Source organism: Streptomyces sp. NBC_01481, assembly GCF_026339995.1.
In the GTDB taxonomy this organism is placed as follows: Bacteria; Actinomycetota; Actinomycetes; order Streptomycetales; family Streptomycetaceae; genus Streptomyces.
This window is the reverse complement of record NZ_JAPEPT010000002.1, coordinates 479,679-491,976: the sequence shown is the minus strand read 5'-3', so window position 1 is coordinate 491,976 and position 12,298 is coordinate 479,679. Positions and strand designations below refer to the sequence as shown.

Sequence of the window (12,298 nt, the reverse complement as noted above, 5' to 3'; positions counted from 1 at the left end):
GGAATCTCGACAGTCTACTAAGCGGTAACTTAATCAGTCCGTGCTGAGCGTACCCACTTATTCCGCCGCACTGTAGCCACGCAGCCGGTGATCTGTGTCGCTCAGGCAAGCCTGACCGGACGGGCCGCGCGGCGTCCGGCGATCGCGGTCGGCAGGGTCCGGACCAGGATCAACAGGTCCAGTCCCAGCCAGTGCTGCTCCACATAATGTAGATCGAGCACGCCCATTTCCTCCCAGGGGAGCTCGGAGCGGTCGCTGATCTGCCACAGACCCGTGATTCCGGGGCGTACGCAGAGTCGGGCCCGGCCCGCGACGGAGGCGTCGTCCCCGGGCGGTAGCGGCCGGGGGCCCACGAGCGACATCTCCCCGCGCACCACATTGATCAGCTGCGGCAGACTGTCGAGGAAGTGGCGGCGCAGCAGCCGTCCGGCGGGCGAGGCCGGTGTCGTACGGAACGACAGCATCGCAAACGTGGACCCGCCCAGGCCCGTCCTGTCGCGGCGGGTCAGGAGCGGGCCCCGGGTGGTCGAGGCGACGGCGGCGGTGAGGGCGAGCAGCACGGGGGACAGGAGCAGCAGCAGGATCAGGCTGCCCGTCAGGTCGATGGCTCGCTTCGCAGGCATGGACGCACGCCCTTTGGCTTCTCTTGACCGCTTTTGCGGCTCCGACTCTCCCAGATGGGGGCATTCGTGAAGGGGTGCGCCACGCGCTGCGGCGGACTTGGGGTGCAGGTCGGGGGGTGGGCTGCAGGTAAGTGCCGGATAAAAGTTGAGTGGGGTCGACTCAGCTCTGTTGACGTCGTCGACTCGGTCATGCATCCTTGAGCCAGATCCACTCAAGTCAGCTGGAGGAATTGAAATGGCACGTGCGGTCGGCATCGACCTGGGCACGACTAACTCCGTCGTCAGCGTTCTGGAGGGCGGCGAGCCCACCGTCATCACCAACGCCGAGGGTGCCAGGACCACGCCGTCCGTCGTCGCCTTCGCGAAGAACGGTGAGGTGCTGGTCGGCGAGGTAGCGAAGCGTCAGGCAGTCACGAACGTCGACAGGACCATCCGGTCGGTCAAGCGCCACATGGGCACCGACTGGAAGATCGAGCTCGACGGGAAGACCTTCAACCCGCAGCAGATGAGCGCCTTCATCCTGCAGAAGCTGAAGCGCGACGCGGAGTCCTACCTCGGCGAGAAGGTCACCGACGCGGTGATCACCGTCCCGGCGTACTTCAACGACTCCGAGCGTCAGGCCACCAAGGAGGCCGGCGAGATCGCGGGTCTGAACGTCCTGCGTATCGTCAACGAGCCGACGGCGGCCGCCCTGGCCTACGGGCTCGACAAGGACGACCAGACCATCCTCGTCTTCGACCTCGGTGGCGGCACCTTCGACGTCTCGCTGCTGGAGATCGGCGACGGCGTCGTCGAGGTGAAGGCCACCAACGGTGACAACCACCTCGGTGGTGACGACTGGGACCAGCGCGTCGTCGACTACCTGGTGAAGCAGTTCGCCAACGGTCACGGCGTGGACCTGTCCAAGGACAAGATGGCTCTCCAGCGTCTCCGCGAGGCCGCGGAGAAGGCGAAGATCGAGCTGTCGTCCTCGACCGAGACGAACATCAACCTGCCCTACATCACGGCCTCCGCCGAGGGCCCGCTGCACCTGGACGAGAAGCTCACGCGCGCTCAGTTCCAGCAGCTCACCGCGGACCTCCTGGAGCGCTGCAAGACCCCGTTCCACAACGTCATCAAGGACGCCGGCATCCAGCTGTCCGAGATCGACCACGTGGTTCTGGTCGGCGGCTCGACCCGTATGCCCGCCGTCGCCGAGCTCGTCAAGGAGCTCACCGGCGGCCAGGACGCCAACAAGGGTGTGAACCCCGACGAGGTCGTCGCCATCGGCGCCGCTCTGCAGGCCGGTGTCCTCAAGGGTGAGGTCAAGGACGTCCTGCTCCTCGACGTGACCCCGCTGTCCCTCGGTATCGAGACCAAGGGCGGCATCATGACCAAGCTGATCGAGCGCAACACCACGATCCCGACCAAGCGTTCCGAGATCTTCACGACGGCCGAGGACAACCAGCCGTCCGTGCAGATCCAGGTCTACCAGGGCGAGCGCGAGATCGCGGCGTACAACAAGAAGCTCGGGATGTTCGAGCTGACCGGTCTGCCGCCGGCCCCGCGCGGGGTCCCGCAGATCGAGGTCGCCTTCGACATCGACGCCAACGGCATCATGCACGTGACCGCGAAGGACCTGGGCACGGGCAAGGAGCAGAAGATGACCGTCACCGGCGGCTCCTCGCTGCCGAAGGACGAGGTCGACCGGATGCGCCAGGAGGCCGAGCAGTACGCGGAGGAGGACCACCGCCGCCGCGAGGCCGCCGAGTCCCGCAACCAGGGCGAGCAGCTCGTCTACCAGACCGAGAAGTTCCTCAAGGACAACGAGGACAAGGTCCCCGGTGACGTCAAGACCGAGGTCGAGACCGCGCTCACCGAGCTGAAGGAGAAGCTCAAGGGCGAGGACACGGCCGAGATCCGCACGGCGACCGAGAAGGTCGCCGCGGTCAGCCAGAAGCTCGGCCAGGCGATGTACGCCAACGCCGCCCCCGAGGGTGGCGCGGCCCCCGGCGCCGAGGGCGCCCAGGCCGGCGAGCAGCCCCAGGCCGAGGACGATGTGGTCGACGCCGAGATCGTCGACGACGAGAAGCCGAAGAAGGACGGTGCCGCGTGACGGAGGAGACCCCGGGCTTCGAGGAGAAGCCCGACGTCCCCTCAGGCGCCACCTCTGACGACGCCGCCGCGTCCGCCGAGTCCTCCGAGAAGGAGGGCACGGCGGCCCCGGCAGGGGACGCAGCAGCAAAGATCGCAGGCCTGACGGCTCAGCTGGACCAGGTGCGCATGGCGCTCAACGAGCGCACCGCGGACCTCCAGCGGCTCCAGGCCGAGTACCAGAACTACCGCCGTCGTGTGGAGCGCGACCGGATCACGGTCAAGGAGATCGCCACGGCGACTCTCCTGACCGAGCTCCTGCCCGTGCTCGACGACATCGGCCGTGCGCGTGATCACGGGGAGCTGGTGGGCGGGTTCAAGTCGGTTGCCGAGTCTCTCGAGACGGCCGCGGCCAAGATGGGCCTGCAGCAGTTCGGCAAGGAGGGCGAGCCCTTCGACCCGACGATCCACGAGGCCCTGATGCACTCGTACGCACCGGATGTCACCGAGACCACGTGCGTCGCGGTCCTGCAGCCGGGGTATCGCATCGGCGAACGGACCATCAGGCCCGCACGGGTCGCGGTGGCCGAGCCCCAGCCGGGCGCGGCGCCCGCGGCCTCGAAGGACGAGACGGCGAACGACGAGGAGAGCGGTGGCCCGGAGGAGGGTGCGTGATCTGGTTCCGCGCGGATAAGGGGCTGGGAGTCGCGAGCCCGCGCGGAGCCGGGGCAGGCACCCTACGGGCTGACGCAATGAGTGTCCGAGAGGAGGGACGTCGATGAGCACGAAGGACTTCGTCGAGAAGGACTACTACAAGGTCCTCGGCGTCCCCAAGGACGCCACCGAGGCCGAGATCAAGAAGGCGTACCGGAAGCTCGCCCGCGAGTTCCACCCGGACGCCAACAAGGGTGACGCCAAGGCGGAGGAGCGCTTCAAGGAGATCTCGGAGGCCCACGACATCCTCGGCGACCCCAAGCGGCGCAAGGATTACGACGAGGCACGCGCCCTCTTCGGCAACGGTGGCTTCCGCGCCGGTGCGCCGGGCGGCCCCGGCGGCTCCTTCAACTTCGACCTGGGCGACCTCTTCGGCGGCGCCCAGGGCGGCACGCAAGGGGGCGCCGGCGGCTTCGGCGGCGGTCTCGGCGATGTCTTCGGCGGGCTGTTCAACCGCGGCGCCGGCCCGGGTACGCGTACCCAGCCGCGCCGTGGCCAGGACATCGAGTCCGAGGTGACGCTCAGCTTCACCGAGGCGGTCGACGGGGCCACGGTCCCGCTGCGGATGTCCAGCTCGGCCGCCTGCAAGGCCTGTTCGGGCACCGGCGACAAGAACGGCACGCCCCGCGTGTGCCCGACCTGTGTCGGCACCGGCCAGGTCTCGCGCGGCGGCAGCGGCTCCTTCTCGCTCACCGACCCGTGCGTGGACTGCAAGGGCCGCGGGCTGATCGCGCAGGACCCCTGCGAGGTCTGCAAGGGCAGCGGGCGCGCCCGTTCCTCGCGCACCATGCAGGTCCGGATCCCGGCGGGCGTCTCCGACGGCCAGCGGATCCGGCTGCGCGGCAAGGGAGCTCCTGGTGAACGGGGCGGCCCGGCGGGCGACTTGTACGTCGTCGTGCACGTCGACTCCCATCCGGTCTTCGGCCGCAAGGGCGACAACCTCACGGTCACCGTGCCCGTCACCTATACGGAGGCTGCGCTCGGCGGCGAGGTGAAGGTGCCCACGCTGGGCGGTCCGCCGGTCACGCTGAAGCTGCCCGCGGGGACACCCAACGGTCGTACGATGCGTGCCCGCGGCAAGGGCGCGGTCCGCAAGGACGGCACCCGCGGCGACCTGCTGGTCACCGTCGAGGTCGCGGTCCCCAAGGAGCTGGGCGACAAGGCGAAGGAAGCGCTGGAGGCCTACCGCGAAGCCACCGCGGACGAGGACCCGCGGGCCGAGCTGTTCCAGGCCGCGAAGGGAGCATGAGATGGACGGTCGTCGCCGCAACCCCTACGAACTGACCGACGAGTCGCCGGTGTACGTCATTTCGGTGGCGGCCCAGCTCTCGGGCTTGCATCCGCAGACGCTGCGGCAGTACGACCGGCTTGGTCTCGTGTCCCCCGACCGCACCGCGGGACGGGGCCGCCGATACAGTGCCCGTGACATCGAACTGCTGCGCACCGTCCAGCAGTTGTCGCAGGACGAGGGCATCAACCTGGCCGGAATCAAGCGCATCATCGAACTGGAGAACCAGGTCGCTGCGCTTCAGCAAAGGGTTGTCGAGCTGTCGGCCGCAGTCGAGGGAGCGGCTGCGGCGATGCAGCAGCGCGAGGCCCAGGTGCATGCCTCCTACCGGCGCGATCTCGTGCCGTACCAGGATGTGCAGCAGGCGAGCGCGCTGGTGGTCTGGCGACCCAAGCGTTCCGAATAGGCCATGTCTCGGCCCGAAGGGGCGGTGGAGCAACGCGAGTTGCTCCACCGCCCCTTCTGCATATGAGTTTCGGTCAGGTTCAGGACTGGTGTTCCAGCATTCCCGACTGGGCGATCAGATAGCCCAGCTGGGTCCGGCTGCCGCTGCCCAACGAGGAGCCCAGCTTGGCGATATGGGCCCGGCAGGTACGGACATTCATCCCGAGCCGGCGGGCGATGGCCTCGTCCACATGCCCTTCTACCAGCAGCTTCGCGATCGAGCGCTGGATGCCGGTGATGCCGTCCAGGTCCGGTCCGTACGAGATCGGCTCCTCCCACGCGATGCCGTGCAGCCAGAACTGCTCGAAGACGCCGACCAGATACTCGACGATGCCCTTGTGCCGCAGTTCCAGCGCGGACAGCCGGTCGCTGCTCGCCGGGATGAAGGCCACTCTCCGGTCCACGATGATCAGCCGGTCGATGATCTCCTCCAGCGTGCGCACCTCTACGCCGGAGGGCCCCACTTGCTCCATGTAGGCGAGCGTGGCGGGGTGGTGGCGGGCCGTGTGCTGGTAGAGCGTGCGCATGCGTACGCCGCGGTCGATGAGCGGCTCCACGCGGCGCAGCGCCTTTTCCAGGATGTGCGGCTGTCGCCCGCTGCCGGGCTGGACAGTGAGAAGCTCCTCGGTGCAGTCTGCGGTGACCTGGTCGAGGGTTGTGTTGATGCGGTTGAGGCCATCGAGGACGGTAATCCCTTGTGGGACCGTGGAGTTCTGAGCGGTGAACGCCATGAATGGCTCAAGAGCATCGGTCAGAGCGACAGTTCGTCGTCGGCGCTCTTGGATCTCCCGCTCAATGGGGTGTATCAGCTGTGTCAGCGCAGTGGTCGGCGGGACCGGTCGGAGCCACTGAGCGTCGTCGGGATCCGGGTGCAGCAGGGCGAGATCGAAGAGGCAGGGTGTTGATTCCGCCTCTGACCGGGCTATACGCCCGGTGCGCAGTGCGGTGATGTAGAGACTTTTCCCCGCCTCGCACAGCTCGCCGTCTGCGTGAGGGTGTCCCGTTTCGCCCTCATTAGATGGCATATGCACCCCCTCAGGCTCCTGCATTACAGGAACATGATGCCTGCCGTCGCTGGTGCAAGCGTTCGGAGTGAGACATCGTCTTATGCGCGGGGGAGGAGGAATGATCAAAAGAGGTGGAGATCACCCATGTCTAGGACGCTACGTGCTCTTTGTGCTCTTGCCATAGCGGCGGCCGCGCTCGGTGCGGTGGCCTCCGGTGAGCCCTCCTGGGGTAGCTCTCCCGCCGGCGCGGTGACGGCAGCTCCTGGGGAACCGTCGTGGGGTTTCGCTCCCACTGACGCTGTGGCCGGAACGCCCGGTGAGCCCTCCTGGGGCGTCGTGGCACCGGCGGATGCGTCGGCTCCCGGTGAGCCTTCATGGGGTGTCGCTCCGGCTGACGCCGCGGGCACGCCCGGTGAGCCCTCATGGGGTGTCGCTCCGGCCCGCACGGACGCATGACCGTTCCACCGGACGACCGGGTCTTCCGGCGTGAGATGGCTACGGCTTATCGATCGGGGTGGCATTTCATCGACCTCGTCACGGCAATCCCCCACCGTGGCGACTCGTTGATGGTCACCCTCTTCGGAGAGCCGATCGTCGTGGCGCGCGAGGAGGACGAAGACGTCCGTGCGTATCGGTGCCTTCGCCGGCCCCGTGGAGCTCCGCAGCCCGTCCGCTGTGCCATCCGGTACGGCATGATTTTCGTCAATCTCGATCAACGCGATCACCAGTTGGTCGAGCCCGACACCACCACCGCCACCCCCCGCAGTGCCTGAGCGGTTCCCCCGTCGTTGTAAATCGCTCAGGCGCTTCCCCCACACAGCGGCGCCATCGTGGACCTGAAACGCGATGGCGCCGCTGTGCTTTTCCCGTACGGAAGGCCCGGTAGGGCCGGTACGGGAACGTGAGCCCGGCTATGCCCGGCCCATCGCCCGTGTCAGGGCGATCTCGATCAGCACCCGGTCCGGATTCGGGGCCGGTGTGCGCCCGTAGCGTTCCGCGTAACGCTCCACCGCGTCCGCGATGAGCTCGGGCTCCGTACGGACCCTCGCGCGGCCCTCCAGGGTCGCCCAGCGCCCCTTGTCGACCTGGCAGACCGCGACCGGCGCCCCGTCCGGGCCCGCGGCCAGGATGTTGGCGACCTTGTGGCTGTGCTTATTGGTGATGACGCGCGCGAATCCGCCCTCCGGGTCGTACGTGACGCCGACCGCGACGACGTGAGGGGTGCCGTCCGCGCGCGGGGTCGTCAGTGTGCACATGTGGTACTCACGCCAGAAGGTGAGGAAGGACGCGTCGGGACTGCGCGGATCGATGGCCATGCCCCGGAACCTACCGGCGGCGGCTACCGTTTCACAGATTGAGTGGAATAGACTCAACTTTGTGCACGCTGAATGAGTCAGTGTGAGGGAAACAGGCCCCTACCAGCGAGGAGGAGAGACCGCAGTGGACGCCGAGCTGACCAACAAGAGCCGGGATGCGCTCAACGCCGCCACCAGTCGGGCGGTGTCCGCCGGGCATCCCGATCTGACCCCCGCGCATCTGCTGCTCGCGCTGCTCGCGGGCGAGGACAACGAGAACATCGTCGATCTGCTGGCCGCCGTCGAGGCGGACCAGGTGGCCGTGCGCGCCGGGGCCGAGCGGGTGCTCGCGGCCCAGCCGAGCGTGACCGGCTCGACCGTCGCCCCGCCCCAGCCCAACCGGGAGCTGCTGGCGGTCATCGCCGACGCCGACCGGCGGGCCAAGGAGCTCGGCGACGAGTATCTGTCCACCGAGCACCTGCTCATCGGTATCGCCGCCAAGGGCGGGCAGGCCGGAGAGGTGCTGGCCCGGCAGGGGGCCACGGCGAAGAAGCTGCAGGACGCGTTCGAGACGGTAAGGGGAGGGCGCCGGGTGACAACCCCCGACCCCGAGGGGCAGTACAAGGCACTGGAGAAGTTCGGTACGGACTTCACCGCCGCCGCCCGCGAGGGCAAGCTCGACCCGGTCATCGGCCGGGACCAGGAGATCCGCCGGGTCGTCCAGGTGCTGTCCCGCCGCACCAAGAACAACCCGGTGCTGATCGGTGAGCCCGGCGTCGGCAAGACCGCCGTCGTCGAAGGGCTCGCGCAGCGCATCATCAAGGGCGACGTCCCCGAGTCCCTCAAGAACAAGCGGCTCGTCTCGCTGGATCTCGGCGCGATGGTCGCAGGTGCGAAGTATCGCGGTGAGTTCGAGGAGCGGCTGAAGACCGTCCTTTCCGAGATCAAGGCGAGCGACGGCCAGATCATCACCTTCATCGACGAGCTGCACACCGTGGTGGGCGCGGGCGCCGGCGGCGACTCGGCCATGGACGCGGGCAACATGCTCAAGCCGATGCTGGCGCGCGGCGAGCTGCGCATGGTCGGCGCCACCACGCTCGACGAGTACCGCGAGCGGATCGAGAAGGACGCGGCCCTGGAGCGGCGCTTCCAGCAGGTGCTGGTCGACGAGCCGACCGTCGAGGACACGATCGCGATCCTGCGCGGGCTCAAGGGCCGCTACGAGGCGCACCACAAGGTGCAGATCGCGGACAGCGCGCTGGTCGCCGCCGCGACCCTGTCCGACCGGTACATCACCTCGCGTTTCCTGCCCGACAAGGCCATCGACCTCGTCGACGAGTCCGCCTCCCGGCTGCGGATGGAGATCGACTCCTCGCCGGTCGAGATCGACGAGCTGCAGCGCGCCGTGGACCGGCTGAAGATGGAGGAGCTGGCGCTCAAGAACGAGACCGACCCCGGCTCCAGGCAGCGGTTGGAGAAGCTGCGCCGCGACCTCGCCGACAAGGAGGAGGAGCTGCGCGGTCTCACGGCGCGCTGGGAGAAGGAGAAGCAGGGCCTCAACCGCGTGGGTGAGCTGAAGGAGAAGCTCGACGAGCTGCGCGGCCAGGCCGAACGGGCCCAGCGCGACGGCGACTTCGACACCGCGTCCAAGCTGCTGTACGGCGAGATCCCCGACCTGGAGCGTGAGCTGGAGGAGGCATCCGAGGCGGAGCAGGAGGCCGCCAAGGACACCATGGTGAAGGAGGAGGTCGGCCCCGACGACATCGCCGATGTGGTGGCCTCCTGGACCGGCATTCCGGCCGGGCGGCTGCTTGAGGGCGAGACGCAGAAGCTGCTGCGGATGGAGCAGGAGCTGGGCAAGCGGCTGATCGGCCAGAGCGAGGCCGTCCAGGCCGTGTCCGACGCGGTACGCAGGACGCGGGCCGGGATCGCCGACCCCGACCGGCCCACCGGCTCGTTCCTCTTCCTCGGCCCGACCGGTGTCGGCAAGACCGAACTGGCCAAGGCGCTGGCGGACTTCCTCTTCGACGACGAGCGGGCGATGGTCCGTATCGACATGTCGGAGTACGGCGAGAAGCACTCCGTCGCCCGCCTCGTCGGCGCCCCGCCGGGGTACGTCGGCTACGAGGAGGGCGGCCAGCTCACCGAGGCTGTCCGCAGGCGCCCGTACTCCGTCGTCCTGCTCGACGAGGTGGAGAAGGCACACCCCGAGGTCTTCGACATCCTGCTGCAGGTACTCGACGACGGGCGGCTGACCGACGGCCAGGGGCGGACGGTGGACTTCCGCAACACCATCCTGGTCCTGACCTCGAACCTCGGCAGCCAGTATCTGGTCGAGCCGCTCACCAGCGACGAGGAGAAGAAGCAGCAGGTCCTGGAGGTCGTACGGGCCTCCTTCAAGCCGGAGTTCCTCAACCGGCTGGACGACCTGGTGGTCTTCTCCGCGCTGAGCAAGGAGGAGCTGAGCCGGATCGCCGAGCTGCAGATCGGGCGCCTCGCCAAGCGTCTGGCCGAGCGCCGGCTGACGCTGGAGGTCACTCCTGAGGCGCTTCAGTGGCTGGCCGACGAGGGCATGGACCCGGCGTACGGGGCGCGCCCACTGCGCCGTCTGGTGCAGACCGCGATCGGCGACCGGCTCGCGAAGGAGATCCTCTCGGGCGAGATCACGGACGGCGACACGGTGCGGGTGGACCGTTTCGGGGACGGCCTGATCGTCGGACCGGCCACCGGAGAGACTGGACCGGCCACCGGAGAGACTGGACCGGCCACCGGAAAGACGCTGTAAGGGCCGCCGTAAGAGTCGCTCGGACTACGCCACGAGCGGACCCGTCGGGTGGGGGTTGCCAGCCCCCGCCCGAGATGGGGGAGGATGGCGGGAACCGTACGAAGGGAAATCCACGGTGACCATCGATCCGTCCTCGATTCCGAATTTCGGGGGCCAGCCCCAGCCTCAGGCCGCAGGACCGGCGGGCCCCGTCGTTCCCGACCAGGACCTGGTCAAGCAGCTCCTCGACCAGATGGAACTGAAGTACGTCGTCGACGACGAGGGTGACCTCGCGGCGCCGTGGGAGGAATTCCGTACGTACTTCATGTTCCGCGGCGAGGACGACCAGCAGGTCTTCTCCGTGCGGACCTTCTACGACCGTCCGCACGCCGTCGAGGACAAGCCGAAGATCCTCGACGCGGTCGACGACTGGAACCGCCGCACGCTGTGGCCCAAGGTCTACACCCACCTCCACGAGGAAGAGGAGGACGGCCCCACCATCCGCCTCATCGGCGAGGCCCAGATGCTGATCGGTACGGGCGTCAGCCTGGAGCACTTCGTCTCCTCGACGGTCAGCTGGGTCCGTGCCGCCATCGAGTTCGACAAGTGGCTCGCGGAGCAGCTCGGCCTGGAGACGGCGGACGAGAAGCCCGCCGACGAGAAGCCCGACGACGAGGCCTGAGCAGGTACGTCCCGCAGGCGAACGACAGCCCGGCCAGTGCGACGGTCACCACGACCGCCGCCCTCGGCCGGGCTTTTGTCAGCGCGACGGCCCGCCGCGGCGCCTTCTCACGCCTATCGTGAGGGCCGGATCTCCTGGTTGACGGACTCACTCGGGAAAGCGGGATCGCATGAACACGGCAGGGACGGCTGATACGCGCGGCGTCGTGGGCTCGGCAGGATGGAGTCCTGCTGCTCGGGTACACGGCATGGGCACGTCGATCTTCACCGAGATGACGGAGCTGGCGCGGAGTACCGGAGCCGTGAACCTCGGGCAAGGGGTGCCGGAGCTGGCCAGTCCGCCCGCGCTGCTCAAGGGCGTGGCGGACGCGGTGCTCGGGGGCAGCAACCAGTACCCGCCGGCTCATGGATTCCCCGCGCTGCGCGAGGCCGTCGCCGCTCATCAGCTGCGGCGGTACGGCCTCGACTACCGGCCGCAGGGGGAGGTGCTGGTGACGACGGGCGCGACGGAAGCCCTCGCCGCGGCCCTCCTGGCGCTCTGCGATCCCGGCGACGAGGTCATCGCCTTCGACCCGTGCTACGACGCCTACGCCGCCGACGCCCGCCTGGCCGGGGCCCGGCTGGTCGCCGTTCCCCTCGTCCTCGACGGCGACGGGTTCGCCCTCGACGTGGACGCGCTGCGCGCGGCCGTTTCCCCGCGTACCCGGGTCCTGATCCTCAACACCCCGCACAACCCCACGGGCATGGTCTTCAGGGCCGAGGAGCTCGAAGCCGTCGCGGACGTGTGCCGTGAGCACGCGCTGACGGTGATCACGGACGAGGTCTACGAACACCTCGTCTACAGCGACGGCGCGCGCCATCGGCCCATTGCCGCTCTGCCGGGGATGCGGGAGCGGACGGTGGTCATCTCCTCGGCGGGCAAGACCTTCAACACGACGGGCTGGAAGGTCGGTTGGGTCTGCGGACCCGCGCCGCTCGTGGCCGCGGTGGGCGCGGCCAAGCAGTTCCTGACGTACGCCTCGGGTACCCCGTACCAGGAAGCGCTGGCGCAGGCACTCGGCTCGGTGGAGGAATGGGCGGCCGGTCTGCGCGACACGCTGCGCGCGAACCGCGATCTGCTGAGCGAGGGCCTGGCGGAGGCCGGACTGCGGCCCTTCCGCGCGGATGCCGGCTACTTCGTGCAGGCGGACGTGCGGCCGTGGGGATACGCGGACGGGGTCGAGTTCTGCCGGAGGCTGCCGGAGCGCGCGGGTGTCGTGGCCATCCCGACGTCGGCGTTCTACCTGAGCGCGAACGCTCCGGCCTGGCTGGTCCGCTTCTCGTTCTGCAAGCGCGAGGACTCGATCCGCAAGGCCGTCGACCAGCTGATCAACGCGCGCTGATCGCAGCCGGGCTGTGCCGCACCCGGA

Annotated in this window: 11 protein-coding genes; 8 read left to right on the top strand and 3 right to left on the bottom strand. The window is 68.6% G+C overall.

The window, feature by feature from the left end; all coding sequences use genetic code 11:
- Positions 1-101 precede the first annotated feature (101 nt).
- Positions 102-623 (bottom strand): sugar transferase, encoded by a 522-nt coding sequence (locus OOK40_RS12730; RefSeq protein WP_266480046.1) that lies wholly within the window; start codon positions 621-623, stop codon positions 102-104.
- Positions 624-858: 235 nt separating this feature from the next.
- Between OOK40_RS12730 and dnaK the strand changes: the two genes are divergently transcribed.
- From dnaK to OOK40_RS12710, 4 genes are all read left to right on the top strand, one after another.
- Positions 859-2,718 (top strand): molecular chaperone DnaK, encoded by a 1,860-nt coding sequence (gene dnaK / locus OOK40_RS12725; protein WP_266480044.1) that lies wholly within the window; start codon positions 859-861, stop codon positions 2,716-2,718.
- Complete coding sequence (gene grpE / locus OOK40_RS12720) at positions 2,715-3,371, top strand: nucleotide exchange factor GrpE (protein ID WP_266480042.1); 657 nt, start codon at positions 2,715-2,717, stop codon at positions 3,369-3,371. Before dnaK ends, grpE begins: the two co-directional genes overlap by 4 nt.
- A 103-nt stretch (positions 3,372-3,474) precedes the next feature.
- Entirely contained in the window at positions 3,475-4,659 is a 1,185-nt protein-coding gene (gene dnaJ / locus OOK40_RS12715; RefSeq protein WP_266480037.1) for a molecular chaperone DnaJ, read from the top strand.
- A 1-nt stretch (position 4,660) separates the two neighbouring features.
- Complete coding sequence (locus tag OOK40_RS12710) at positions 4,661-5,104, top strand: helix-turn-helix domain-containing protein (protein WP_266480035.1); 444 nt, start codon at positions 4,661-4,663, stop codon at positions 5,102-5,104.
- A gap of 79 nt (positions 5,105-5,183) precedes the next feature.
- Here OOK40_RS12710 and OOK40_RS12705 read toward each other — a convergent pair whose 3' ends face one another.
- A complete protein-coding gene (locus OOK40_RS12705; RefSeq protein WP_266480033.1) occupies positions 5,184-6,167 on the bottom strand; it encodes a helix-turn-helix transcriptional regulator in 984 nt (327 codons plus the stop codon).
- 434 nt (positions 6,168-6,601) lie between these two features.
- Here OOK40_RS12705 and OOK40_RS12700 point away from each other — a divergent pair, with 434 nt between their 5' ends.
- Positions 6,602-6,922, top strand: coding sequence for a (2Fe-2S)-binding protein (locus OOK40_RS12700; protein ID WP_142214562.1), 321 nt, complete (start codon positions 6,602-6,604; stop codon positions 6,920-6,922).
- Between the two features lie 138 nt (positions 6,923-7,060).
- Here the strand turns inward: OOK40_RS12700 and OOK40_RS12695 are convergent, their stop codons facing one another.
- Entirely contained in the window at positions 7,061-7,465 is a 405-nt protein-coding gene (locus tag OOK40_RS12695) for a pyridoxamine 5'-phosphate oxidase family protein (RefSeq protein ID WP_266480032.1), read from the bottom strand.
- A gap of 124 nt (positions 7,466-7,589) precedes the next feature.
- Here OOK40_RS12695 and clpB point away from each other — a divergent pair, with 124 nt between their 5' ends.
- The 3 genes from clpB (at position 7,590) to OOK40_RS12680 (ending at position 12,271) form a co-directional block, all read left to right on the top strand.
- Positions 7,590-10,229: an ATP-dependent chaperone ClpB gene (clpB, locus tag OOK40_RS12690; RefSeq protein ID WP_266480031.1), complete on the top strand. Its 2,640-nt coding sequence runs from the start codon at positions 7,590-7,592 to the stop codon at positions 10,227-10,229.
- Positions 10,230-10,344: 115 nt separating this feature from the next.
- On the top strand, positions 10,345-10,890 hold the full coding sequence (locus OOK40_RS12685) for a YbjN domain-containing protein (RefSeq protein WP_266480030.1): 546 nt from the start codon (positions 10,345-10,347) through the stop codon (positions 10,888-10,890).
- A gap of 247 nt (positions 10,891-11,137) precedes the next feature.
- Entirely contained in the window at positions 11,138-12,271 is a 1,134-nt protein-coding gene (locus OOK40_RS12680; protein WP_266480029.1) for an aminotransferase class I/II-fold pyridoxal phosphate-dependent enzyme, read from the top strand.
- The last annotated feature ends 27 nt before the right edge of the window (positions 12,272-12,298 follow it).

What these genes read in the sequence shown, in the direction of transcription:
- OOK40_RS12730 (WP_266480046.1), bottom strand. Translation starts at nt 623, where the DNA reads ATGCCTGCGAAGCGAGCCATCGACCTGACGGGCAGCCTGATCCTGCTG.
- OOK40_RS12710 (WP_266480035.1), top strand. Translation starts at nt 4,661, where the DNA reads ATGGACGGTCGTCGCCGCAACCCCTACGAACTGACCGACGAGTCGCCG.
- OOK40_RS12695 (WP_266480032.1), bottom strand. Translation starts at nt 7,465, where the DNA reads ATGGCCATCGATCCGCGCAGTCCCGACGCGTCCTTCCTCACCTTCTGG.
- dnaK (WP_266480044.1), top strand. Translation starts at nt 859, where the DNA reads ATGGCACGTGCGGTCGGCATCGACCTGGGCACGACTAACTCCGTCGTC.
- OOK40_RS12700 (WP_142214562.1), top strand. Translation starts at nt 6,602, where the DNA reads ATGACCGTTCCACCGGACGACCGGGTCTTCCGGCGTGAGATGGCTACG.
- OOK40_RS12705 (WP_266480033.1), bottom strand. Translation starts at nt 6,167, where the DNA reads ATGCCATCTAATGAGGGCGAAACGGGACACCCTCACGCAGACGGCGAG.
- OOK40_RS12680 (WP_266480029.1), top strand. Translation starts at nt 11,138, where the DNA reads ATGGGCACGTCGATCTTCACCGAGATGACGGAGCTGGCGCGGAGTACC.
- dnaJ (WP_266480037.1), top strand. Translation starts at nt 3,475, where the DNA reads ATGAGCACGAAGGACTTCGTCGAGAAGGACTACTACAAGGTCCTCGGC.